We start from the raw sequence: 22,651 nt of genomic DNA, 5'->3' as shown, positions 1-22,651 counted from the left end.
GACAGAGCGTCGGAGTCGGGATGGGAGTCGCCGAGGTGGTCGGCGGGGAGCTGGGTGTTTACCGCCGGATCGTCGTCGCGACCCGGCTGCCCAGGCACGTGCTCACGATCCGGCCTCCCAGATGCTCCCGTGCTCTCACTGTTCGCGTTCGGTGTTCTCTCTGACAACGGTGATCTCCTTTCCGGCGGTGATCCGCAGCAGCTCGTCATAGCTCAGCGGCATCATCGAATTGGGCGTGCCGGCGGCAGCCCAGAGAACAGGGTAGTCCCGCAGGGCCACATCGACATAAGTGGGGATCGACTGCGGGTGCCCGCACGGGGCCACGCCGCCGATGACCTGCCCCGTCGCGGACTTCACCAGATCCTTGTCCGCCCGGTCGAGGGAGTCGACGCCGAGGAGGCCGGCGACGTGGGCGGTGTCGACGCGATGGGCTCCCGACGTCATGATGAGCACCGGTTCGCCCGCGACCTGGAAGATCAGGCTGTTGGCGATGGCACCGACGTCGATGCCGAGCTTCTCGGCAGCTGCGACCGCCGTCGTGGCCGGCTCGTGGAACAGCGTGATCCGCGGTTCGATGCCGTGCGCGCGCAGCACCTGGGACACGGCGTCGTGATTGGGATGAGCCCGGGGGCCCCGAACCGACGAGGTGCCCGCGCTGTCCGCAGTGCTCTCGGGAGCCCCGGCAGCCGGGTCGACCGCCGGACCCGCAGACCCAGCGTGATCCGCACCGACCGCCGACCCCGCCGACCCAGCGGACCCCGCTGGATCCGCCGGCCCCGCTGGATCCGCCGACTCTTCGCCGTCGTCCGCCGCGACCGGCTCGGCGAGCCCCCGCCGGCGCAGCAGCGGTGCGACATCGGGCCGGGTGCCGAAGAACTTCTCGATCGCGCTCATCGGATCGACCGAATGGCCCGGGGCGAGGATCGCCTCGCGGAACGCCTCTCCGGCCTCCCGGTTGAGCCCGCCCTGGTCCTCGAACCATTCGCTCACCCAGGCCGCGATGACCTCCGAGTACAGGTAGGAGTAGTATCCGGCGGCGTAGCCGGAGGCGAAGATGTGGCCGAAGTAGGTGCTGCGGTAGCGGGGAGGCACGACGGGGGAGAAGCCGGCCGCGGCGAGCACCTCGGACTCGAAGGACAGGACGTCGGCGATGTGCTCCCCGGCCTCGAGGGAGTGCCAGGACAGGTCGAGCATCGCCGCCGCCAGGTACTCGATCGTCGCGAAGCCCTGGCCGAAGGACTCCGAGGCGATGAGGGCCTCGACCATCTCCGCGGGCATCGGCTCACCGGTGGTGACGTGGCGAGCGTAGTGGGGGAGCACCTGCGGGTGGAAGCGCCACATCTCGTTGAGCTGGGAGGGGAACTCGACATAGTCCCGGGGCACTGCCGTTCCCGCCGTCGACGGATAGGTGGAGTTCGCGAACAGCCCATGGAGGACATGGCCGAACTCGTGGAAGAGCGTCGTCAGCTCGGTCGGGGACAGGAGCGTGGGCCGGTCAGGCCCCGGTTTCGCGAGGTTGAGCGAGAGCGTGACGACCGGGAGGAGTCCTGTCAGTCGTGAACTCGTCACCAGCTGGTCCATCCAGGCGCCCCCCTGCTTGGTGTCGCGTGAGTAGGGGTCGAGGAGGATGAGCCCCAGCGTCCGGTCGTTCGTGTCGGTGACCTCGAAGGCACGCACGTCCTCGTGCCAGCCGACGATCCCCTCACGGGGTGCGAAGGTGATGCCGTAGAGTCCGGTCGCCGCCCGGAAGACCCCGTCGTCGAGCACGGTGTCGAACTCGAAGTAGCGGGCGACCTCCTCGGCGTCGACGCCGAACTCGTCGTGCCGGTACCGGGCGATCCAGTGCATGACGTCCTCACGGGCGATCTCGTCGAGACCGTAGCGGGACCGGACGGCGTCGAGCTCGGCGCTCAGCTGCGCATTCGCCGGGGCGATGAGCGAGGTGACGATGTCGGCGGCCGCGTCGGGGCCGCCCGCGGTCTGGTTGTCGATCGCGTACGCCGAATACGACGAGTACCCGAGCAGCCTGGCCTGCAGAGCGCGCAGGGCGGTGATGTCGGCGACCTGGGTCCGGGTGTCCCCCTCGCCGCCGCGGGAGCCGCGAACCATCGAGTTGTGGAGGACCTTGCGCCGGGTCTCAGGGTCCTCGACGGAGGCGAGGACGAGCTGCTGGGTGAAGTTGTTGAGCGGCAGGAGATAGCCCGGTGCCCCGCGCTCGGCGGCCCGGGACGCGGCGGCCGCGATCTGCTCCTCGCTCAGACCCGCCAGCTGCTCCTCCGTGGAGAGGTGGACGGCGAGGTCCCGCGTGTCCTTCTGCAGGGCATGGGAGAAGGCGGTGCCGAGCGTCGTGAGCTCGGCGACGATCGTCGCCATCTGCGCCCGGTCCTCCTCGCCGAGGCGGGCTCCCGCCCGGACGAAGGCGTCGACCGTGAGCTCCTGGTGGCGTTTGTCCTCCGGGTTGAGATCGGTGACGGAGACCTGCTCGATCCGGTGGAAGAGGTCGACGTCGAGCCGGATCTCGGTCTCCGTCGCCGAGAGCCGGGCCCACACCTCGGCGATGGCGTCGGCGAGCTCGGGGCGGAGGTGGTTGGACTCGACGGTGCGGATGAGGGCGGAGAGCCGGGCCATGGGCACGGTGGCCGATTCGAGGCGCACGGTCGTCGTGACGAATGTCGGATCGTGCTCGTCGGCGATGATCGCCTCGACCTCCGCGCGGGCGAAGTCGCAGGCCGCAGCGGCCGCGTCGAGGAGAGCCGGGCCGGTGACTGCGGAGAAGTCGGGAAGGGAGAACTCGCCCTGCGGATCGAGGAAGGCTTCCCAGACATCGAGGTCTCTCGGTTCGGAACTCATCGTCGACGTACCACTTTCTTCACGGTTCACGGCGGGGGTCTCGTCCTCGATCGTACCGTCTTGCCCGGTGACGGCTCCCTGCCCCGGCGTGAGCCATCGCGCTCGAGGGACTGCACCGCCGCGAGCGGAACACCCCGGTGACGAGACCGGAGAGCCCCCGTGACGAGACCCGGGCGCTGGCTAGACTGGGGGAATGAGCACAGGAGCGGTGTCCCCGAGACTGACGAGCGCGTTCCGCATCGGCTTCACCGGAACCCTGGGCGTCGGTCTCGCCTACGGGCTGATGACCGCCCTGCAATCCGTGTCGACGGTGCTCATCTACATCGGCCTCGCCCTCTTCCTCGCCCTCGGCCTGGAGCCGATCGTGCTGTGGCTCGTCGATCGGGGGATATCGAGGTCCCTGTCGGTCGTCGCCGTCGTCCTCGCCTTCCTCGGCATCGTCGCCGGCACCGTCCTGCTCGTCGCCCCGGCCGTCATCCGGCAGATCCAGCAGTTCGTCGAGGACCTGCCCGAGATCATCGGGGAGCTGGCGAGGACCGGGTGGGTGACCGACCTCGAGGCGCGGTTCACCGGCGCCGTCGACGTCGACGGGCTCTTCCGGTCCGCCTCCGACTGGGTCTCGGACCCGGAGAACGTCCTCTCGCTCGGCGGCGGCGTCGTGTCCATCGGAGCGGGCATCATCAGCTTCATCACCGGCGTCCTCGTCGTCGTCATCCTCACCATCTACTTCGCCGTGACGATGCCGACGATCAAGGCAGGAATGTTCTCCCTGGTCGCCGCCACGGTCCGGCCCACCGTCGTCGCCGTCACCGAGGAGGTGACCCGATCGATCGGGCGCTACGTCCTCGGTCAGGTGTCCCTGGGGATCATCAACGGCTTCTTCTCCGCCATCTACCTGACGATCATCGGGGCCCCGCTGCCGGCGCTGCTCGCCTTCATCGCTTTCCTCGCCTCACTCATCCCGCTCGTGGGTCCCGTCACCGGCGCGATCATCATCACCGCCTCCTGCCTGATGGTCTCGCCGGGACTGGGGATCGCCGCGGGCGTCTACTACCTCGTCTACATGCAGATCGAGGCGTACCTGCTCAGCCCGCGCATCATGCACGCCGCCGTCGACGTCCCCGGGGCCCTCGTCATCATCGCGGCCATCGCCGGCGGCACCCTGGGCGGTGTGCTCGGTGCCGTGGTCGCGGTGCCCGTGGCCGCCTCGGCGCTCATCGTCATCCGCAAGGTCGTCGTGCCCGCGCAGGCGAAGCGGTGATCGTCGGGTGAGAGGACAGCGACCGCGGCCATGAGCTCTCACTCGCCGAGGTAGAACCCGGTGGTCCGCGCGCCCGCGGCGAGGGCGGACTCCCGGTCGGTGCCGAAGCGGACGGATGCCTCGGCCCAGGCCGCGCTCGAGGCGGTGACGAACGCCCTCCCCTCGTCCGATCGCACCCATGACTCCTCGTCCTCGATGACCCGCTCGGCCTCCGGGTGGGCCAGATGGAGCGACAGCCCGTGCAGGCCGAGGTCCCAGCCGACGCCGACGGCTCCCGGTCCGTAGGTGTCCCAGAAGTCATCGGGGCCCTCGGGCACCTCGGCGACGTGTTCGAGTCCGAGTCGGGCGCCGTCGCCGTCGGGGGCGACGGTGACCGTGATCCAGGAGACTCCGCCGCCGAACTCCCACGTGGCGCTGAAGGAGCGTGGGGGATCGCAGTCGGTGATCGTCCCCGAGGCGTTGCCCTCGATCTGGTACTCGCCGCCGAGTGAGAGGTCTCCCGTGACCGGGCTGAACCAGCGGCCGATCCGCTCGGCGCGGGTCACGGCGTCCCAGAGGTCCTCCGGCGTCGTCGGGTACGTGCGGCTGACCTCGGCGACGCGGGTCTCTCTGCCCTCGCGCTCGCCGGCGGTGACCGCCCGGTCGATCGCGGCCGCCGATGTCTCGTCTGCGGTGCTCATGGTGTGTCCTCCTCGTTCGTGCGGTTTCGCGTGCGTCGCTCTCGCCTGCCGCGGGCGATCTCCGTGCCCAGGGCGTCCAGGCGCGGACCCCAGGAGCGACGGAACTGCTCGAGCCATTCGTCGACGGTCTTCAGCTGTTCGGGCCGCACCGCGTAGATGCGACGAGCGCCTTCGCTGCGCACCATCGCGAACCCGCTCTCCCGGAGCACCCTGAGGTGCTGGGACACCGCCGGCTGGCTGATTGAGAACTCCGCGGCGATGACCGCGGTGACCTCGCCGGCGGAGAGCTCGTCGGCGGCGAGCAGCTCGAGGATGCGGCGGCGGACGGGGTCGCCGAGGACGTCGAAGGCATGCACGGGACCATAATATCGTCAGAGACTTATATAAGTACATACTGAAATGCTGGGAATCGCCTCGATGCGAGTGGCAGACGCAGTCCCCGGCGAGTGAGCGCCGGCGGGCGCGGACGGCAATCGAGACAGGTTTCCTTCTCATCATCACAGCTATTGTCGTGACGGGTCTCGCCGCATAGGGTGAGAGGACCCGACCGTTCTCTCCGTCGTCGCAGTGCAGCCGTCGCAGGTGAGGGAGCGGAACGACTCACACGAAGGAGTGGCATGGCAGTCTATTCAGCACCGGGCACCGATGGTTCCCTCGTCACATTCAAGTCGCGGTACGAGAACTACATCGGAGGCGACTGGGTTCCACCGAAGGGCGGCAACTACTTCGAGAACATCACGCCGGTCACGGGTCAGGCGTTCACGGAGATCCCGGCCTCCACCGCCGAGGACATCGAGGTCGCCCTCGACGCCGCGCACGCGGCGGCACCCGCGTGGGGGAGGACCTCGACGACGGAGCGGGCGAACATCCTGCTCAAGATCGCCGATCGGATCGAGGAGAACCTCGAGATGCTCGCCGTCGCCGAGACCTGGGACAACGGCAAGGGCATCCGTGAGCCCCTGGCCGCCGACCTTCCGCTCGCCGTCGATCACTTCCGGTACTTCGCCTCGGCGATCCGGTCGCAGGAGGGCGGCATCTCCCAGCTCGACGAGGACACGGTGGCCTACCACTTCCACGAGCCCCTCGGCGTGGTCGGTCAGATCATCCCCTGGAACTTCCCGCTGCTCATGGCGACGTGGAAGCTGGCCCCGGCCCTCGCGGCGGGCAATGCCGTCGTGCTCAAGCCCGCGGAGCAGACCCCGGCGTCGATCCTCGTGCTCATGGAGCTCATCGGCGATCTGCTCCCGCCCGGCGTCGTCAATGTCGTCAACGGGTTCGGCGTCGACGCCGGGAAGCCCTTGGCCGCGAACAAGCGGATCTCGAAGATCGCCTTCACGGGTGAGACGACGACCGGCCGTCTGATCATGCAGTACGCCTCCCAGAACATCATCCCGGTGACCCTCGAGCTCGGCGGCAAGAGCCCGAACATCTTCTTCGAGGACGTCGCCGACAAACAGGACAGCTACTTCGACAAGGCGCTCGAGGGATTCGCGATGTTCGCGCTCAACCAGGGCGAGGTCTGCACCTGCCCGTCGCGTGCCCTGGTCCAGGAGTCGATCTTCGACGATTTCGTCGCGGCAGGGATCGAGAGGGTGCGGTCGATCAAGCAGGGCAACCCCCTCGACACCGAGACCCAGATCGGGGCCCAGGCCTCGAACGACCAGTTCGAGAAGATCCTCTCCTATCTCAAGATCGGCAGGGACGAGGGCGCCGAGGTGCTCATCGGCGGCGAGCGGACCGAGCTCGCCGGCGACCTCGCCGGCGGCTTCTACATCCAGCCGACGATCTTCAAGGGGTCGAACTCGATGCGGATCTTCCAGGAGGAGATCTTCGGCCCGGTCGTCGCCCTCACCTCGTTCACGGACTACGACGATGCGCTGTCGATCGCCAATGACACGCTCTACGGTCTGGGTGCGGGCGTCTGGAGCCGCAGCGGCAGCATGGCCTACCGCGCCGGACGCGACATCCAGGCGGGGCGGGTGTGGGTGAACAACTACCACGCCTACCCGGCGCACGCGGCCTTCGGCGGGTACAAGTCCTCGGGCATCGGGCGGGAGAACCACAAGATGATGCTCGATCACTACCAGCAGACGAAGAACCTCCTGGTCAGCTACTCGGACGATGCCCTGGGATTCTTCTGATGAGTGAGCCGAGAGGGGAGTCCGCGGTCGCGGGGAGCGAGCGCGGAGGGCACGCCGAGGCGCAGCCGGCACTCGAGGCGGCCCCGACGATCGCCGGGGAGACGAAGCCCCGGGTGGCGATGACACAGGCCGCCCTCGACCTGCTCGTCGACCTCGTCCGCAAGCACGGACAGCTGATGTTCCATCAGTCGGGTGGCTGCTGCGACGGGTCCTCGCCGATGTGCTTCCCGGAGGGGGACTTCCTCACCTCCGAGGCCGACATCCTTCTCGGCCACTTCGAACTGCCCCTGCCCGATGAGGGCGGGGGCGGTTCGACCGTATCCGGTCTCGATTTCTGGATGTCGGTCGAGCAGTTCGAGTACTGGAAGCACACTCATCTCACCATCGATGTGGTGCCGGGGCGCGGCAGCGGCTTCAGCGTCGAATCGCCGACGGGGAACCGCTTCATCATCCGCTCGACGCTGTTGGGCGACAGCGGGTCATGACGCTGCCCGGCAGTGACGAACGGCGCCCGGCCCTGGACGGGGCCGGGCGCCGTTTCCCGTTCCGGCCTCCGGGATGCACGTCCATGGACGTCGGCGCCGACTCCCGACATCGGCTCCCGGCCTCGGCAGCTCGGGTCCTCAGCGTCCGGGAGCGATGACCTCGGGTTCGCCGAGGGTGAGCATGAGCCGGTTCGCCCAATTGAAGAATGTGGCGCAGTTGAGGACGTCGATGATGTCGCCGTCGTCGAGACCGACGTCGCGCAGCTGTGAGACGTGCTCCGGTCCGAAGGTCTGCGGAGTCCGGGTCAGGGCGACGGAGGCGGCGACGACGGCATTCCACACGGGGTCGCCGAGGTCGGCGTCGACACCGTCGTCGAGGAGCCGCTGGACGGTGTCGCGCCGACCGGATTCCACCGCGGCGCGATCCGAGTGCACCGAGGCGCAGAACAGGCACCCGTTGAGCCGGGAGGCGGCGGTGGCGGCGATCTCGCGCTCGGCCCGCCCGAGTCCGTCGGTGGTGTTGAAGAAGATGTCGAAGTCGGTGAGGGTGCGCGCCCGCAGCGCATCCGGATCGCGGACGAGGAGCCGGAAGTACGCGTTCTTCGCCCGGCCGGCTTCGACGAGCGCCTCTCGGTGGACATCGGTGAGGTCGGCCTCGGCGACGGGGGCGATCCAGGGCACCCATCCCAGACCGGCCTGCTGGTAGAGCGGGGGACGGTGCAGATCCGGGTAGGAGGAGATCCGGTCCCCGGCCTCGGCGAGAGCGCGCGCATCCGCCGCGACGTCACGCGCATCCTCGGCCCCACCGGTCAGGTCGTCTCTGCCTGCGGACGCGGCTCCCGACCGCGTGCTCACCCCGGTACCTGCCTCCGTCGGGGCCGCCGAGCCCTCGGCGGCGCTGACCGCCACCGGCACCTCGACGAGGGCGGCGAGTCCACTGCTGATGCGGATCTGGAAGTTGAGGAAGGACACGAGCTGTGCGAGGGTCACGATCCCGTCCTCGTCCCAGCCGGCGGCGAGCAGCCTGGCGAGGTGGACCGGCCGGGCGTCGCGGGGGTGGAGGACGAGCAGGTGGGCGAACTCGAGTCCGGCGGCGGCGCGCTCACTGAGCACCCCGGCCGTCTTCTCGTCGACGCGGAACCACGGACCGGAAACGTTCTCGCCAGCCAACGCAGCGGATTCGTGGATGCCGTAGGGCCCGGAGGCGAACCCGGCCTCATCGAGGAGCTGGGCGACGCCCAGGGAGGCGGATTCGTCCTCGTCGCGAAGCAGATCGCGGTAGAACTCCTCGGCGGGTTCCGAGCCGAGCAGCCCCGCGGTGAAGGCCGCCACGGCATAGCGGTCGCGGTATGAGATCGAGCCGGGGTCGACGGGTTCGAGGAGCGCCTCGAAACTCAGCTGCGCGTTCTCCTTGGCCTGGGCGCGGTGGTCGCGGAGCAGGTCGAGGGGGTCCTCGGCCGCGATTCCGGCGAGGGCGTTGATGATGTCTGTCATTGCGTGCACCTGTTCCTGGGATGTCGAGGGGTGGATCTGCGAGAGGGGGCGCTTCAGCCGTTGGCCGCGAGCAGCGGCCGGGCCTCGCCGGTGGGACGCCCGGAGCCGGGATGCTCGGCAGCGGTCCCAACACCGGCCGGGTTCCCGAGCCCGGCCGGATCCCTGCCCTCGGCGGGGCCGAGGGAGACGGGCCGGGGGATCGCGTCGAGCAGTGTGCGGGTGTACTCGGTGCGGGGCCGGGCGAAGAGATCCTCCGTCGGTCCCGTCTCGACGAGGCGACCGTGGGACATCACGGCGACCGTGTCGGCGATCTGCCGGACCACGGCGAGGTCGTGGGAGATGAACACGTAGGTGAGCCCGAACTCGGCCTGGAGCTCGTCGAGGAGTGCGAGGATCTGGGCCTGCACGGTGACGTCGAGGGCGGACACCGCCTCGTCGAAGACGACGAGCTCGGGTCCCGCGATGAGCGCCCGGGCGATCGCGACGCGCTGCAGCTGACCGCCGGAGAGCTCGCGCGGACGCCGGTCGAGGAAGGAGGCGGGCAGGGCCACCCGGTCGAGGATCGTCTCGATCGTCTCCTGCCGGCTCGCCCGGGTCCCGATGCGGAAGTTGCGCAGGGGCTCGAGCAGCGTCTGCCGGATCGAGAAAGTCGGGTCGAGCGCCGAGTACGGGTTCTGGTGGACGAGTTGGACGGTGCGGCGGAAGTCGAGGCGACGACGTCTCCCCGCCCACCCGCGACCGAGGTCGGCGGCGTCGAAATCCCCGACCCGCAGACGGCCCGACTGCGGGGAGAGGAAGCCGGCGATGGCCTTGCCGGTCGTCGTCTTCCCCGACCCCGACTCGCCGACGATGCCGAGCGTCGTCCCGCGCTCGACGGTGAACGACACGTCCTCGACGCCGATGACCTGGCCCTGGCTACGGGCGTAGACCTGGGTGAGGCCCTCGACGGAGACGAAGGGTCTCTCCGCGCCGGCGTCCGCCGCGGTAGGGGCCGGGCGTCGGGTCTTCGTCATCAGCGCCGGGGCGTCGGCGAGCAGGCGCGAGGCGTACTCCGTCGCCGGGGCGCTGAAGACCCGGCCCGCGGGGCCCGCCTCGACGACGCGTCCGGACTGCATGACGACGACCTCGTCGGCGCGCTCACCGGCCACCGCGAGATCATGGGTGATGAAGAGGATCCCCATCCCGGTCTCCGCGCGCAGCTCGTCGAGGAGGTCGAGGACCTGCTTCTGCACCGTGACGTCGAGCGCCGAGGTGGGTTCGTCGGCGATGAGCAGGCTCGGACGCAGGGCGATCGCCGAGGCGATGAGCACGCGCTGACGCATTCCTCCGGAGAGCTCGTGCGGGTACTGGTCGACGCGCAGCTCCGGCCGGTCGATCCCGACCTTCTCGAGCAGCTCGATGACCTGGGCCCGGGCGGACTTCGCGTCGGCACGCCGATGGATGCGCAGCGCCTCGGCGACGGACTTCCCGATCGTGCGCAGGGGATTGAGCGAGTTGCCGGGGTCCTGCGGGACGTAGCCGATCCGACTGCCCCGGATCCCGCGCCAGGCGGAGGCGGAGAGATCCGTCAGCGACTCCTCGCCGAGGTGGATCGATCCGGCCGTGATCCGCGCGGACTCCGGGAGGAGTCCGATGACCGCGTTGGCGGTCGTCGACTTGCCCGACCCCGACTCCCCGACGACGGCGGTCATCGACCCGGGACGGACGTCGAGGTCGACGCCGTCGACGGCGGGACCGGTCGTGCCGCGCGAGTAGTCGACCTGCAGTCCGCGCACGGAGAGCAGCGGAGCGGTTCCGGTCGTCGTGAGAGTGGTCATGACGTCGCCTTTCGCAGGGTGTTGCCGATCTGGTGGGTGGCCAGGACGATGGCCATGACGACGAGTCCGGGCAGGACGGTCAGCCACCAGGCGGTGGCGACGAAGTTCCGGCCCTCGGCGATGATGAGGCCCCATTCGGGGGTCGGCGGCGGGGTGCCGTAGCCGAGGAACCCGAGGGTGGAGATCTGGAGGATCGCGGACCCGATCTGGAGCACGGCCAGGGAGAGCACGGGGGAGATCGAGTTCGGGAGCACGTGCCGGAACAGGACGGAGAAGAACGATCCGCCCGAGCCGTACGCGGCGGCCACGAAGTCGCTCGTGTTGATCCGCACCGCCTCGGAGCGGGAGAGCCGGGCGAACTGCGCGATCGCGGTGACGCCGACGGCGATGGCCGCATTGATCGTGCCGAATCCGAGGACGATGACGATCGAGAGGCTGAGCAGGATCGCGGGGATCGAGAGCAGCACGTCGATGAAGCGCATGAGCACGTCGTCGATCCACCCGCGTCGGGTGCCGGCGATGAGTCCGATCGCGGAGCCGACGACGAGGCCGACCGCGACCGCGACGAGGGCGGCGAGCAGGGACTGGGATGCCCCGTGGACGACGCGGGTGAACACGTCGCGGCCCGTCTGGTCGGTGCCGAACCAGTGCTCGAGGCTCGGGGCGAGAAGGGCGGCCGTGTCCCCGCCGTCGTTGGGATCATGATGCGTGAAGAGGGTGGCGAACAGGGCCCAGAGAACGGCGACGAGGAGGACGAGGGCCGAGACCACGGTGGCGGGGCTCAGCCACTCGCGAGCGGCGTGCCCGAGCTGTGGCCTGGTCCGGGGCGAGCGGGTGGTCGAGATGCTCATGATTCCTTCCCTCCTGGGGTCGTGGAGCCTCCCGCGGGACCGCCTGGCGCGACCGCGACGCCGGAGAAGCCGCCCTCGACGGGGTCGGCGGCGCCGAGGGTCTCTGCGGTGCCGGCCTGCACGGGAGCGGTGCGGGTGCCGCGCAGGCGGACGTCGATGACGGGGTAGAGCAGGTCGACGGCGAGGTTGATGAGGACGTAGCCGAAGGTCGCGATGACGACGACGGCCAGGAGGATCGGATTGTCCCGGTGCGTCACCGCCTGGGCGGTGATCTGGCCGATGCCGTTGCGTCCGAACACGGTCTCGGTGACGACGGCTCCGGCGACCAGCTCGCCGAAGATGAGCCCGATGATCGTCAGCCCCGGCAGGATCGCATTGCGGGCGACGGCGTGGACGAGGATCCACGTCTCCGAGGCGCCCTTGGCCTGGGTGACCTTGACGAAGGGCGAGGACTTGACCTCGGTGATCGAGCGGATGAGGACCTGCGCGATGGGGGCCGACAGCGGGACCGCCACGGTCAGCGTGGGCAGGACGAGCGCCTCGGCGGGGCCGGGGTCGACGACCGAGACGAGCCCGAGCTGGAAGGAGAACACCTGGATGAGGAGGATGCCCAGCCAGAACACGGGGATGGAGATGAACAGGCTCGGGGTCGAGTCGAGGACCCGGCGCACCCAGCCGAAGGGCCCCGAGGTGGGGCCGTAGGTGGCGAGCACCGCGATGACGACGGCGAGGACGAGGGCGGTGACGAAGCCGGAGAGCGCGAGCACCGCCGTCGACGGCAGGGCGGCGGTCACGATCGTCGACACGGCCGCCCCGGTCTGCACCGAGTACCCGAAGTTGCCGGTGAGGAACCCGGCGAGGGTGAGCAGATAGCGTTCGAGGACGGGTGCGTCGGCACCGGTCTGCTCGCGGATCTCGGCGATCTGCTCGGCCGAGAGCCCGAGCGTGGGATCGGCGAAGCGGGCGGTCACGCCGTCTCCGGGGATGAGGCTAAGCAGCACGAAGGCCGCGGTGAACGCGAGGAGGAGGACGAGGACCGCCTGCCCCAGGCGCAGGAGGAGATATCTGACGTCGAGAATCATCACTGACCTGCCAACCATGTGCTGTAGAAGGACGGACGGCCCACCGGTTCGGTCTCGAAGCCATGGACGCGACGGCGGAAGGAGAACACCTGCGGCTCCTCGAAGAACGGCAGCACGTAGGCCTGCTCGACGAGGTAGTCCTGGAACCGCTCGGCGGCCTCCTGCCGCTTCGCGGCCAGGGGCTGGGTGGCGAGCTCCTCGAGGAGGCGGTCGATCTGCGGGTCGACGGTCTCGTCAGCGGCGTCGTCGCGGCCGGTGCCGTTGAGGAACACGTCGCGGTTGACGGAGGCGTAGTTGCTGCGGAGGTTGTCGAAGTCGGCGCGGGCGACCATCGAGTGGTAGATCTGCACCGTGTCGAGGCTGAGCGAGTCGAGCGTCTGCTTGCTCTGGTCGCCGGGGTTGATGGACAGGCGCACCCCGACGTGGCGCAGCTGCTGCTGGATGAGCGTCTGGACCTCGTTCGAGCGCGGCTGCGGGAGCGCGGTGTTGACGGTCAGCGCGAGGACCTGCCCGTCCTTGACGCGGTAGCCCTCGGCATCGCGCTCGGCCCAGCCCGCCTCGTCGAGGAGGCGGTTCGCCTCGCGGGGGTCGTGGGTCCATGATCCCGACTGGTCCTTGTAGCCCATCGCCCCCTTGGCCACGACGCCCGTGGCCAGGGGGAAGTTGGGGGTGAAGAGCTTGTCGACGATCTCCGCCCGGTCGATCGCGGCGATGAGCGCGCGGCGAACGCGGATGTCGGAGAGCAGGGGGTGGCGGAACCGGAAGTTGATGCCGTTGTTGATCCCGTTCGTGGGCTTCGCGTAGAGCCGCAGGCCCTGCTCCTCGACCCGGGCCTCGTCGGGTGCCTGGACGTCGCGGACCCCGTCGGCCTGACCCGAGAGGACGGCTCCGATGCGCACCGAGTACTCGTTGTTGACGAGGAAGTCGATGCCGTCGAGGTAGGCCCGGCCCTGGTGCTCAAGGTGCGGCGGGGCCCAGTCGTAGTCCTCGCGGGCGCGGACGGACAGCTTCGTCCCGATCGTCTCGGCGGTGATGTGGAACGGCCCGCACGTGTGGATGCTCAGGGCCCCGCCGGGCCCGAAGCCCTCGGCGTCGAGATCGAGGGTCGAGTCGGAGAGCAGCCCCGCATTCATCGTCGACGTCGCCTGGGCGAAGCCGGGGGAGGGGGCGCTGAAGTGGAAGCGGACCCGGGAGTCGTCGAGGACCTCGCTGCGCTCGTAGTTCGAGATCTGCTCCGACACGGGCAGGGTGCGCGCCTCGTCGCCGCGTCCGAAGAGGTCGAAGTTCTTCGCGACGTTCGCCGCGGTCAGCGGCGTCCCGTCGGAGTAGGTCACGCCCCGGCGGATCGTGAATGTGTACTCGGTGGCGTCGGCGTTGACCTGCGGCAGCTCGGTGGCCAGCCACGGGTGGAGGTCGAGGGTCTGCGGGTCCTGCCACAGCAGCCGGGCGGAGATGTTGTTCATGATCCCGCCATTGGGGTAGAAGCCGACCGACGGCGGGTAGAGCAGGGTCCAGGTCTGCGGTTCGAAGTACGTGAGCACCCCGCCGGTCACGGGTTCGCCCTCGGTCAGCGGCGCATCGTCGACCGGGGTGCAGGCGCTGAGGGTGAGGAGGGTGCCCAGCCCCAGGCCGAGGCTGAGGATGCTCCGGCGGTCGATCGTGGTCGCCGAGGCGGGGGGACGGAGGTCCGTCATGGATGGTGGTCCTTCGGGCAGAGGGAATCGATGGATTCCCCGGTACGGATGGTGGAAGCGGTGAGTGCGGACGAACGCGCACGCGGCACGGACGGACTCGGAGGAATTTAGCTCAACAATGCGAGCTGGAGACCAGCTTCAAGTCGACGTGAAGGCGACGCCAACACATTCGGGCGTCCGTGTGCTTCTGCATGCTTCGAGTTAAGCGCACCGCGGCCTGCCCGGTCAACTGCGAGCTTAATATTGAGACATGCAGATACCCGAGTGCTTCGATCACCTCGTCATCGCCGTCCCTGATCTCGCCGAGAATGTTGAGCAATGCGAGCGGATCCTCGGCGTGCGGCCGGTCCCGGGCGGAAGCCATCCCGGGCTGGGGACCGCCAATGCCCTGCTCGGCCTCGACGTGGACGGAGACGGCGACGGTGACAGTGCCCGGGGTGGTGATGGTCCCCGTCCCGTCTATCTCGAGTTCATCGGGCCCGATCCCGAACAGGATCCGGCGCTGGCCGCGGATCGGCTGGCCGGGATCACGGAACCGACAGTGCAGAGGTGGGCGATCCGACCCGTGGACTTCGACGCCGTCGTCACGGCTGCGGCGACGGCCCCGGGTCCGCGCGTCGACCTCGGCGCGGTGGCCGACATGACCCGCCGCACGCCCGACGGTGAGGTCCTCGAGTGGCGGCTGACCCGGAGGATGCCGTTGGCGCTCGGCGGGATCCAGCCGTTCCTCATCGACTGGAAGGACACGCCCCATCCGTCGTCTCGCGCGATGCCGCGGGTCGGCCTCACCGACTTCCGGGCGCGGACACCTCGCGTCGCTGAGACCCTGCGCACCCTCGACCGTCTCGACGCTACGATCGACGTCGAGGCAGGCGACGTGGAGTCGCTGCACGCGACACTGAAAGGACCAGGTGGATCATGGACGATCTGAACGGCACGAGAGATGCGCAGCGGTCGGAGGACACGGCCATCCCCGCGCACCTCGATCACCTCATCGTCACGGTGCCCGACCTCGGGGAGGCGGTGGCCGAGGTCGAGCGGCTCACCGGGGTCAGTGCGGTCCCCGGCGGGCGTCATCCCGGCCGCGGCACCGCGAACTTCCTCATCGGGCTCGCTCCTGCGGGATGGGGGCCGGGTGCGCGCACGTACCTCGAGATCCTCGGGCCCGATCCCGGGCAGGAGCGCCCCGCGGACGGGACGCTGCCCCTGGACGCCCACCTGGCCGAGGGCCTGACCCTGCAGACCTGGGCGATCCACCCGCCGGCATTCGCCGCGAAGGTGGCCGGCGCCAACACCGAGGGCGTCGACATCGGTGAGGTGCGGGACATGTCCCGGGAGACGACCGACGGCACGCTGCTCGAATGGCGCCTGACCAGCCGCACCCCGCTGCCGGACAACGGCACTCAGCCGTTCCTCATCGACTGGCTTGACTCCGTCCACCCCGCGGAGGCGGATCTGCCGAGCCTCGACCTGCTCGAGTTCACGATCGAGACCCCCGATGTCGACGCGACACGCAGGGCCCTTCAGGCCCTGGGGGCAGGTGACGCCGAGGTGGTCGCCGGCTCCGCGCACCGACTGCACGCGAGGCTGCGCGGTCCCGGAGGCGAGCTCGAGTTCTGAGACGGAGGCCGCGGCCGATGGTCGGTAGACTGTGGGCCGTGTCATCTCCCTCCTCGCCGGTCCCGATCGCCGCAGCGCTGGTCGCCGCGGCCGCGCTCCTCACGCTGAGCGCGTGTTCGCCGACCTCCGGACAGGAAGCGCGTCGGGCACCGACCCCGGTGGCGGTCGAGACGATCCCCGCCCCCGCGGTCGCGGATCCGACGACCGAGCCGAGCGCCTCGGCGGGGGAGGACCCGGCCGGTCCTGCGGTGTCCGAGGACGATGTCCCCACGACGGGCAGCGGGAAGTGGGAGCGACCGGCCCGGGAGATCGGACCGAACCGGGATGAGGGGACGAGGTTCACTGTCGCCGTGCGGGTCGAGGACAACCTCCCCATCGACGTCGACGAGGCGGCGACGTTCATCATGGACACGCTCCAGGACGAGCGCGGCTGGCAGGACATCGACGACGTCTCGATCGAACTCGTCGACGAGGGGCAGGACGCGATGATCAGCATCGCCAGTCCCGACACCGTCGACTCGATGTGCCTGCCGCTGCGCACCCTGGGCAGACTGTCCTGCCGGAACGGTCCCGATGTCATCCTCAACGCCAAGCGCTGGGTCAGCGCCACGGACGAATTCGACGACCTCACGCAGTACCGCCGATACCTCATCAACCATGAGGTCGGGCACGCTCTCGGCCATGGCCACGAGTCCTGCCCGGGCAAGGGGGAGCTCGCTCCGCTCATGCAGCAGCAGACGAAGGGCCTCGACGGCTGCCGCCCGAACGCCTGGCCCTCGCAGGGGTAGCTCGGTGGCGCATCAGCGAGGTGTCTCGGAGGCTGGTGCGGGTTCACGGGTCGCGCCGAGCAGCCGGTTCAAAGTCAGGCGTTCGCACAGCGTCCAGGTCGTGGTCGTCATCAGGTACACGGTGGCGGCGAGCGGCACGAAGGCAGCGAACACCGCAGTCAGGAACGGCATCAGGCCGAGCGCACGAGTCAGTCCTGACAGGTCCTGCGCGGGTTGGTCAGTTGGTGTCGGTGGCGGCATCGACTCCGCCAGCAGCCGGCGGGAGAGCTGAGCGACCACGGCGATCCCCCCGATGAGGACGGCGTATACGAGCCCGGAAGCGAGAGTGATGTCGCCGGAGCCGATCAGGGAGACCAGGCTCGAGCTCAGAGGGACGCCGAAGAGGGAATGGTCGAGCAGTGTGTTGGTGTGACCGGAGATGGTGGACTGGATGAAGATGCCGTAGACGGCCATCAGCACGGGCATCTGAGCGAGAACCGGCAGGCACCCGGCGAACGGGGAGGCCTTCTCCTCTCGGTAGAGCTCCATGATCTTCTGCTGGAGCAGTTCGGGATTCTTCCTGTGCTTGGTCTGCAGCTCCTGGAGCCGAGGCGCGATGCGTCGGCGCGTGATCCCCGCCCGGACCTGGGACAAACCGACCGGGATGAGCAGGCTGCGCACGATGACGGTGAGGAGCACGATGGCCAGGACGGCCGAGCCTTGTCCGGCCAGAGGCTCGAGGAGATCACTGAGTCCGGTGACGAGCCAATAAGCGGCATTGACGAGGAGGGCGATGGGTGGGAATTCATAGATGTTCATGGGGCGTCCTTCTCAGACGAACGGGAGTCGGTTGACGAGAGTGCCTCATCGCCCGTGTGACTCCGCGGCAGATCGAGAGAACGCGTAGCGGTTCGTGGGATCCGGAGAAAGCGCTGGGTGCGCGAATGGAGGAGTCGTCGTTCAGGCGCGGAGGCGAACGACGTTCGACGGAGCCCTGACCAATGCTGTGCCCGGCGTGCCTGGCGCTTCCGGCAGGCGGAAATCGGGAATGGTCGAGCAGGCGCTGCGCTGTTCAGGGCCGTGCAGCTTTCGCGCAAGGACCCTGATCAGGGAGCGAGCCGCCCATGGAGCGATCGGCGAGAGAAGTGCCGCACCGAGGAGCGCCAGGATGAGAAGATGCGCAGGCGACTGTGGAACAAGGGCGTCGACATCGGCGCTCAGCAGCACGACGATGCACTGCAGTGTCAACCACAGGTACGTCAGCATGGGGGCGGCCTTCCGATCACTTCGTCCGACGATGCTATCACGCGGCTCGGATCGCGATGAGGCAGAGCAGGCCAGGTGCAAGGCGCCTGGTGCTGGCGGCCGTGGTGAGGTTCTCGGCGGTCGTCCGGCGGGATCCTGCCACCACGGTCGGCTCTGCCGCTGACAGCAGAGCCTGACCGCTGGCGGCGGAAACCCGTTCACCGGGGTTCGTTCGCCTGCCACAGTGAGGTCATGAACACGCAGACCGCACACAACCCACTGTCGTCTCCGACCAACACGCACACGTGGAACGAGACCGACGAGGCGTCCGGGGTGACGCCGATCCCCGAGTCCCAGCGGATGCTCTACGCCTATCGCTCCGTCGTCTTCAACGGGGAGCTGCGCGACGAGAACGGGATGGAGATCGTCTCCCGCCTCATCCTGCTCAGCGCCGAGGACCCCCACGCCGACATCCACCTGTGGATCAACTCGCCCGGCGGATCGGTGCCGATGATGCACGCGATCGCCGATGTCATCGGGACCATCCCCAACGACGTCATCACGATCGCCTTCGGGTGGGCCGCCTCGGCGGGGCAGTTCGTCCTCACGATGGGAACGCCGGGCAAACGCCTGGCGCTGCCGCACGCACGCATCCTCCTCCACCAGGGATCGTCGGGGATCGGGGGTGCCGCAGCCGACATCGAGCTGCAGGGCGATGACCTCCGCGACGTCCGGGACTCCGTCCTCCACCGGATCGCGGAGGCGACGGGGCAGACCTATGACCGCATCTTCGCCGACTCCCTGCGGGACAGGTGGTTCTCCGCGAGCGAGGCCCTCGACTACGGCCTCATCGACCGCATCGTCGACTCTCCTGCCGAACTGCTCGGTGCGATCGGACGCGGCATCCGCCCGGGCCCGGCCGCTTCTGCGCAGACCACCCCGACCTCAGGAGCACAGTCATGAGCCAGTACACGATCCCACACGTCGTCGACCGGTCGGGCAACAGCGAGAAGATCGTCGACGTCTACTCCCACCTGCTCGGCAACCGGATCATCTACCTCGGCGTCCCGATCGACGACGGCGTCTCGAACACCGTCATCGCCCAGCTGCTCCACCTCGAGGCACAGAGCCAGGAACTGCCGATCCACCTCTACATCAACTCCCCGGGCGGGTCGCTGACGGCCATGACCGCCGTCTACGATGCGATGCGGCATGTGCGGGCCCCGGTGGCGACGACGTGCGTCGGGCAGGCGGCCGCCGATGCCGCGGTGCTGCTGGCCGCGGGCGAACCCGGGCAGCGGTCGATGCTCGCCCACGCGCGGGCGGTGCTGCGTCAACCCCACGCCGAACCCGCACGCGGCACCATCCCCGATCTCATCGTCGCCGCCGACGAGATCGTGCGCCAACGACGCGAGGTCGAGGAGATGCTCGCCGCCTGCACGGGCCGGACCGCGGAGCAGATCCACGCCGACCTCGATCGCGACCTCGTTCTCACCGCGGAGGCGGCCAAGGAGTTCGGGCTCGTCGACCGGCTTCTCTGAACCCGGTCGAACCGGGCTCGTCGTGCTCTAAGAGAGCAACTCGCCGTACTCCCGCGGGAGTCCGAGCGATTACTCCCGGGGAGCGACTCCCGGGTGGCCGAACATGGCTACGATCGGAGGATGAGCCGGACAGCGGACGACGACGCGCGTGGCGAGGCACCACGGCGCCCGGTTCGGCTGCGCCTGATCCTGCTGTCGATCCTCGCTCTGCTCCTGCAGCTGCCCTTCGCAATCGCGCTCTCCCTCGCCGCGGACATCGACCCACTCGCCCGCATCATCCGGATCGGCGTCGCAGCCGCCTCCCCGCTCGTGTTCGCCCTCACCCAGCGGTGGCCGGGTCCACGGGTCGCGATCCTCGCGGTCCTGACCCTCCTCGATGTGCTGGTCTGGGCCGGCCTGGCACCGGGCGGTGAGCCCGAGGGGCGACATGGGCTTGGCTCGGCCGTTGACCCCGGATTCGATTCAGGTCCGGATGGGGTGGGACCGTGGCGAGGCCCCGGAGGCGGACCGTGGGGCTGGGACGAGAGCTTCGGTGGGCCCGAGACGGCACCCTTCCACGCGGCATTCTGCTTCGCACTCGTCGCGGCGATCGTGCGCGGACGCTGGGCCTGGGCGGTCGCCTCGGCCGGTGGGCTGTGGCTGGGCGCGCTGATCATCGCTCCGCTCGTGGCGGTCGAGTGGTCGGTGGGACGGGTCGTCACGGCCACGCTCGGTCTCGCGGTGACCGTCGGGATCGGCGCCCTCCTGCGCCACCGGGAGCAGACGCGTGCAGCCGCTGCGGAACGGGCCGAGCGACGCCACGCCGAGGCGGCTCAGGCCGAGCGGATCCGCATCGCCCGTGAGCTCCACGACGTCCTCGGGCACTCGCTGTCCCAGATCAATGTCCAGGCAGGCGTCGGCGAGCACCTCATCGACCGCGACCCCGAGCAGGCCCGGCGGGCGCTCGCGGCCATCAAGGAGCTGAGCAGCAGCGGACTCGACGAGGTCCGCGCAGTGCTGCGGACGATGCGCTCGGCCCCGCTGACCCCGGTTCGCGGACTCGACGACCTGCCGGAGCTCATCGCGACGATGGGAGGAGGGCCGCGGATCCGCCTGATCGACCGGCGTCGAGACTCGGACGCCGGCGCCAACGGCATCGGTGCGGGTCCTGACGACAACGGAGGCACCGGTGCTCCGCTGTCGCGGGCGGTCGACGCTGCCGGCTACCGAATCGTGCAGGAGGCGCTGACCAACGTCGTGCGCCATGCGGAGGCGGAGACCGTCACGGTCGAGATCGCCACGGCGGGGCCGTTCGTCGAGATCACCGTCGCCGACGACGGCAGGGGAATGGCAGCGACCGAAAGGGGCAGGGGAGAGGCGGCGACCGACGAAGGCAGCGGCATCCCCGGGATGCGGGAGAGAGCCGAAATTCTCGGCGGGACGTTCTCGATGACCGGCGGTTCCCACGGGGGGACGACGGTGACGGTGAGACTGCCGCGCTCGGGCAGCGGGAGTCCCGACACCCCGGGAGCGAGTCGAGCATGACCATCACCGTGGCGATCGCCGACGACCATCAGCTCGTCCGGGCCGGGTTCGCGGCGCTGCTCGACGCCGAGGACGACATCGCCGTCCGCATCCAGGCCTCGGGCGGAGAGGAGCTGCTCGCCAAGCTGCGAGCCGAACCCGTTGACGTCGTGCTCATGGACATCAGGATGCCCGGCGGGGACGGCCTGTGGGCGACCGAGGAGATCAGCGCCGACCCTGCCCTCGCCGAGGTGAGGGTGGTGCTGGTGACGACGTTCGGCCTCGACGAGTACGTCGTGCGGGCGGTGCGGGCCGGTGCCAGCGGATTCCTCCTCAAGGACACGGAACCGGTCGATCTCATCCGCGCCGTTCGGGTCGTCGCGGCAGGCGACGCGCTGCTCTCGCCCGAGATCACCCGGTACCTGCTCAGCCGGATGTCGCTGGGACTGCGGGCCGAGCCGACCCGTCAGCTCGACGTCCTCACCGACAGGGAGCGCGAGGTGCTGCGACTGGTGGGGCTCGGGAAGTCGAACGACGAGATCGCCGCCGACCTCGTCCTGTCCCCGCTGACCGCCAAGACGCATGTCTCGCGGATCATGACGAAGGTCGGCGCCCGCGACCGCGTCCATCTCGTCGTCATGGCCTACGAGAGCGGGCTCGTGTCACCGGGGTGGCTCGAGCCCTGAGCCGACCGGCGGGCCCTGCCTCCCGGGGCAGTACTCCAAGTGCCTCCCGCAGGCGGATTCGCACGGGCCCGTGACGGAGAAGGATTGATGCCACATCCACCCACCCGGTGGACATCACTCAAGGAGGCATCATGGAACACGGTCCCGGATTCGCCTGGCCGTTCTTCGTACTCGTCCCGATCTTCTGGGTCCTCGTCATCGGCCTGATCGTCACACTCATCCTCATCCTCAACCGCCGTCGCTGGCGTGAGTCCGGCCCGGCCGGAGGCTCGACGCACAGCGCCGAGGCGACACTGGCCGAGAGGTTCGCCCGCGGGGACATCGACGAGCAGGACTACCGGGCGCGGCTCGAGGTCCTGCGCGCGGCTCGTCCCGATTCGCGACGATGATCGCGCGGAGGTGAGTGAGGTCGACCGGTCGCCCGGGTGAGCAGCGCTCACCCGGGCGATTCACGCGACGAGCGAGAGCTGTGCCTGACCAGTGGCGGACAGCGGTGCGGGCGGCGGGGCGATCGTCGTCGCCAGGGCGGAGAGCTCCAGCTGCAGGGATCCGCGCTGCATGCCCACAGCGGCGAGCATGAGCACCTGCGGGAGGACGAGTCCGAGTACGACGGAGATCGCTTCGATGACCTCGGACGAGGGGTCCTTGAGGCCGCGTTCGACCTCGGACAGGTACTGGGTGGAGACCCCGGATCGCTCGGAGACCTGCGCCAGGGTCAGCCCCAGCTCCGTCCTGCGCAGGCGCAGCACTCGACCGAGAGCTTCGCGCAGCAGGGGCGGCTGGTCGATGTCCATGCAGCGAGCATAGGAGACAGGAGTCGCTGGGGCGAGAGTTTCTGCTCAGAGCAGACGAACCCGAGCACCGCCTCGGCGAGGAGACGGCGAGAACGATGACGCGATGGTTCATCGAGCACACGAACATAGGTTAGCCTGTC

22 protein-coding genes are annotated in these 22,651 nt (G+C 69.3%); 11 read left to right on the top strand and 11 right to left on the bottom strand.

Annotation, left to right across the window (positions count from 1 at the left end; genetic code table 11):
* Positions 1-135: 135 nt before the first annotated feature.
* Complete coding sequence (locus DFO65_RS13770) at positions 136-2,850, bottom strand: M3 family metallopeptidase (RefSeq protein ID WP_245940777.1); 2,715 nt, start codon at positions 2,848-2,850, stop codon at positions 136-138.
* Between the two features lie 193 nt (positions 2,851-3,043).
* Here DFO65_RS13770 and DFO65_RS13765 point away from each other — a divergent pair, with 193 nt between their 5' ends.
* Entirely contained in the window at positions 3,044-4,111 is a 1,068-nt protein-coding gene (locus DFO65_RS13765; protein ID WP_113905011.1) for an AI-2E family transporter, read from the top strand.
* A gap of 38 nt (positions 4,112-4,149) precedes the next feature.
* Here the strand turns inward: DFO65_RS13765 and DFO65_RS13760 are convergent, their stop codons facing one another.
* Together DFO65_RS13760 and DFO65_RS13755 are read right to left on the bottom strand one after the other, a co-directional pair.
* Positions 4,150-4,791 (bottom strand): SRPBCC family protein, encoded by a 642-nt coding sequence (locus tag DFO65_RS13760; RefSeq protein ID WP_113905010.1) that lies wholly within the window; start codon positions 4,789-4,791, stop codon positions 4,150-4,152.
* Complete coding sequence (locus tag DFO65_RS13755) at positions 4,788-5,147, bottom strand: ArsR/SmtB family transcription factor (protein ID WP_113905009.1); 360 nt, start codon at positions 5,145-5,147, stop codon at positions 4,788-4,790. The genes DFO65_RS13760 and DFO65_RS13755 overlap by 4 nt, the downstream gene beginning before the upstream one ends.
* Before the next feature lie 261 nt (positions 5,148-5,408).
* Here DFO65_RS13755 and exaC point away from each other — a divergent pair, with 261 nt between their 5' ends.
* Positions 5,409-6,932, top strand: a complete 1,524-nt coding sequence (gene exaC / locus DFO65_RS13750) for an acetaldehyde dehydrogenase ExaC (protein ID WP_113905008.1) — start codon at positions 5,409-5,411, stop codon at positions 6,930-6,932.
* A complete protein-coding gene (locus tag DFO65_RS13745; RefSeq protein WP_113905007.1) occupies positions 6,932-7,417 on the top strand; it encodes a DUF779 domain-containing protein in 486 nt (161 codons plus the stop codon). The genes exaC and DFO65_RS13745 overlap by 1 nt, the downstream gene beginning before the upstream one ends.
* Before the next feature lie 138 nt (positions 7,418-7,555).
* Here the strand turns inward: DFO65_RS13745 and DFO65_RS13740 are convergent, their stop codons facing one another.
* From DFO65_RS13740 to DFO65_RS13720, 5 genes are read right to left on the bottom strand one after another with little or no spacing between them, the layout of a single operon-like run.
* Entirely contained in the window at positions 7,556-8,911 is a 1,356-nt protein-coding gene (locus DFO65_RS13740; protein ID WP_113905006.1) for an alkylhydroperoxidase domain protein, read from the bottom strand.
* A 53-nt stretch (positions 8,912-8,964) separates the two neighbouring features.
* A complete protein-coding gene (locus DFO65_RS13735; RefSeq protein WP_113905005.1) occupies positions 8,965-10,728 on the bottom strand; it encodes a dipeptide ABC transporter ATP-binding protein in 1,764 nt (587 codons plus the stop codon).
* Entirely contained in the window at positions 10,725-11,579 is an 855-nt protein-coding gene (locus tag DFO65_RS13730; RefSeq protein ID WP_113905004.1) for an ABC transporter permease, read from the bottom strand. Before DFO65_RS13730 ends, DFO65_RS13735 begins: the two co-directional genes overlap by 4 nt.
* Positions 11,576-12,661 (bottom strand): ABC transporter permease, encoded by a 1,086-nt coding sequence (locus DFO65_RS13725; RefSeq protein WP_113905003.1) that lies wholly within the window; start codon positions 12,659-12,661, stop codon positions 11,576-11,578. The genes DFO65_RS13730 and DFO65_RS13725 overlap by 4 nt, the downstream gene beginning before the upstream one ends.
* Positions 12,661-14,355 (bottom strand): TIGR04028 family ABC transporter substrate-binding protein, encoded by a 1,695-nt coding sequence (locus DFO65_RS13720; protein ID WP_113905002.1) that lies wholly within the window; start codon positions 14,353-14,355, stop codon positions 12,661-12,663. The genes DFO65_RS13725 and DFO65_RS13720 overlap by 1 nt, the downstream gene beginning before the upstream one ends.
* Positions 14,356-14,605: 250 nt before the next feature.
* Between DFO65_RS13720 and DFO65_RS13715 the strand changes: the two genes are divergently transcribed.
* The 3 genes from DFO65_RS13715 to DFO65_RS13705 are packed head-to-tail and all read left to right on the top strand — an operon-like array spanning position 14,606 to position 16,763.
* Entirely contained in the window at positions 14,606-15,286 is a 681-nt protein-coding gene (locus DFO65_RS13715) for a VOC family protein (RefSeq protein WP_113905001.1), read from the top strand.
* The gene (locus tag DFO65_RS13710) at positions 15,274-15,975 is read left to right on the top strand and encodes a VOC family protein (RefSeq protein WP_113905000.1); all 702 of its coding nucleotides are present in this window, start codon (positions 15,274-15,276) and stop codon (positions 15,973-15,975) included. The genes DFO65_RS13715 and DFO65_RS13710 overlap by 13 nt, the downstream gene beginning before the upstream one ends.
* Before the next feature lie 38 nt (positions 15,976-16,013).
* Positions 16,014-16,763 carry a DUF3152 domain-containing protein gene (locus DFO65_RS13705; protein WP_245940776.1) on the top strand — a complete coding sequence of 250 codons (750 nt, stop codon included), beginning with the start codon at positions 16,014-16,016 and terminating at the stop codon, positions 16,761-16,763.
* Between the two features lie 12 nt (positions 16,764-16,775).
* On the opposite strand, the gene DFO65_RS13700 is transcribed toward DFO65_RS13705, so the two are convergent.
* Both DFO65_RS13700 and DFO65_RS13695 read right to left on the bottom strand, forming a co-directional pair.
* On the bottom strand, positions 16,776-17,561 hold the full coding sequence (locus DFO65_RS13700; protein WP_113904998.1) for a YidC/Oxa1 family membrane protein insertase: 786 nt from the start codon (positions 17,559-17,561) through the stop codon (positions 16,776-16,778).
* A 141-nt stretch (positions 17,562-17,702) separates the two neighbouring features.
* Positions 17,703-18,008, bottom strand: coding sequence for a hypothetical protein (locus tag DFO65_RS13695; protein ID WP_113904997.1), 306 nt, complete (start codon positions 18,006-18,008; stop codon positions 17,703-17,705).
* A 231-nt stretch (positions 18,009-18,239) separates the two neighbouring features.
* On the opposite strand from DFO65_RS13695, the gene DFO65_RS13690 reads away from it, so the two are divergent.
* From DFO65_RS13690 to DFO65_RS13670, 5 genes are all read left to right on the top strand, one after another.
* The gene (locus DFO65_RS13690; RefSeq protein ID WP_113904996.1) at positions 18,240-18,950 is read left to right on the top strand and encodes a ClpP family protease; all 711 of its coding nucleotides are present in this window, start codon (positions 18,240-18,242) and stop codon (positions 18,948-18,950) included.
* Positions 18,947-19,528: a ClpP family protease gene (locus DFO65_RS13685; protein WP_113904995.1), complete on the top strand. Its 582-nt coding sequence runs from the start codon at positions 18,947-18,949 to the stop codon at positions 19,526-19,528. Before DFO65_RS13690 ends, DFO65_RS13685 begins: the two co-directional genes overlap by 4 nt.
* 120 nt (positions 19,529-19,648) lie before the next feature.
* A complete protein-coding gene (locus DFO65_RS13680) occupies positions 19,649-21,052 on the top strand; it encodes a sensor histidine kinase (RefSeq protein ID WP_113904994.1) in 1,404 nt (467 codons plus the stop codon).
* On the top strand, positions 21,049-21,717 hold the full coding sequence (locus DFO65_RS13675) for a response regulator (protein ID WP_113904993.1): 669 nt from the start codon (positions 21,049-21,051) through the stop codon (positions 21,715-21,717). Before DFO65_RS13680 ends, DFO65_RS13675 begins: the two co-directional genes overlap by 4 nt.
* 131 nt (positions 21,718-21,848) lie before the next feature.
* Positions 21,849-22,106 (top strand): SHOCT domain-containing protein, encoded by a 258-nt coding sequence (locus tag DFO65_RS13670; protein ID WP_113904992.1) that lies wholly within the window; start codon positions 21,849-21,851, stop codon positions 22,104-22,106.
* A gap of 60 nt (positions 22,107-22,166) precedes the next feature.
* Here the strand turns inward: DFO65_RS13670 and DFO65_RS13665 are convergent, their stop codons facing one another.
* The gene (locus DFO65_RS13665) at positions 22,167-22,511 is read right to left on the bottom strand and encodes a helix-turn-helix domain-containing protein (protein WP_113904991.1); all 345 of its coding nucleotides are present in this window, start codon (positions 22,509-22,511) and stop codon (positions 22,167-22,169) included.
* Positions 22,512-22,651: the final 140 nt, after the last annotated feature.

Source organism: Brevibacterium sanguinis, assembly GCF_003315415.1.
Classification (GTDB): Bacteria; Actinomycetota; Actinomycetes; order Actinomycetales; family Brevibacteriaceae; genus Brevibacterium; species Brevibacterium celere_A.
The sequence above is the reverse complement of the archived record's forward strand: the minus strand, read 5'-3'. Positions and strand labels throughout refer to the sequence as shown.

Excerpts from the sequence above, each read along its gene's own strand:
- DFO65_RS13680 (WP_113904994.1), top strand. The coding sequence starts at position 19,649 with ATGAGCCGGACAGCGGACGACGACGCGCGTGGCGAGGCACCACGGCGC.
- DFO65_RS13685 (WP_113904995.1), top strand. The coding sequence starts at position 18,947 with ATGAGCCAGTACACGATCCCACACGTCGTCGACCGGTCGGGCAACAGC.
- DFO65_RS13745 (WP_113905007.1), top strand. The coding sequence starts at position 6,932 with ATGAGTGAGCCGAGAGGGGAGTCCGCGGTCGCGGGGAGCGAGCGCGGA.
- DFO65_RS13725 (WP_113905003.1), bottom strand. The coding sequence starts at position 12,661 with ATGATTCTCGACGTCAGATATCTCCTCCTGCGCCTGGGGCAGGCGGTC.
- DFO65_RS13765 (WP_113905011.1), top strand. The coding sequence starts at position 3,044 with ATGAGCACAGGAGCGGTGTCCCCGAGACTGACGAGCGCGTTCCGCATC.
- DFO65_RS13720 (WP_113905002.1), bottom strand. The coding sequence starts at position 14,355 with ATGACGGACCTCCGTCCCCCCGCCTCGGCGACCACGATCGACCGCCGG.
- DFO65_RS13665 (WP_113904991.1), bottom strand. The coding sequence starts at position 22,511 with ATGGACATCGACCAGCCGCCCCTGCTGCGCGAAGCTCTCGGTCGAGTG.
- DFO65_RS13690 (WP_113904996.1), top strand. The coding sequence starts at position 18,240 with ATGAACACGCAGACCGCACACAACCCACTGTCGTCTCCGACCAACACG.
- DFO65_RS13740 (WP_113905006.1), bottom strand. The coding sequence starts at position 8,911 with ATGACAGACATCATCAACGCCCTCGCCGGAATCGCGGCCGAGGACCCC.
- DFO65_RS13730 (WP_113905004.1), bottom strand. The coding sequence starts at position 11,579 with ATGAGCATCTCGACCACCCGCTCGCCCCGGACCAGGCCACAGCTCGGG.
- DFO65_RS13760 (WP_113905010.1), bottom strand. The coding sequence starts at position 4,791 with ATGAGCACCGCAGACGAGACATCGGCGGCCGCGATCGACCGGGCGGTC.
- DFO65_RS13675 (WP_113904993.1), top strand. The coding sequence starts at position 21,049 with ATGACCATCACCGTGGCGATCGCCGACGACCATCAGCTCGTCCGGGCC.
- DFO65_RS13735 (WP_113905005.1), bottom strand. The coding sequence starts at position 10,728 with ATGACCACTCTCACGACGACCGGAACCGCTCCGCTGCTCTCCGTGCGC.
- exaC (WP_113905008.1), top strand. The coding sequence starts at position 5,409 with ATGGCAGTCTATTCAGCACCGGGCACCGATGGTTCCCTCGTCACATTC.
- DFO65_RS13670 (WP_113904992.1), top strand. The coding sequence starts at position 21,849 with ATGGAACACGGTCCCGGATTCGCCTGGCCGTTCTTCGTACTCGTCCCG.
- DFO65_RS13700 (WP_113904998.1), bottom strand. The coding sequence starts at position 17,561 with ATGAACATCTATGAATTCCCACCCATCGCCCTCCTCGTCAATGCCGCT.
- DFO65_RS13715 (WP_113905001.1), top strand. The coding sequence starts at position 14,606 with ATGCAGATACCCGAGTGCTTCGATCACCTCGTCATCGCCGTCCCTGAT.
- DFO65_RS13710 (WP_113905000.1), top strand. The coding sequence starts at position 15,274 with ATGGACGATCTGAACGGCACGAGAGATGCGCAGCGGTCGGAGGACACG.
- DFO65_RS13770 (WP_245940777.1), bottom strand. The coding sequence starts at position 2,850 with ATGAGTTCCGAACCGAGAGACCTCGATGTCTGGGAAGCCTTCCTCGAT.
- DFO65_RS13695 (WP_113904997.1), bottom strand. The coding sequence starts at position 18,008 with ATGCTGACGTACCTGTGGTTGACACTGCAGTGCATCGTCGTGCTGCTG.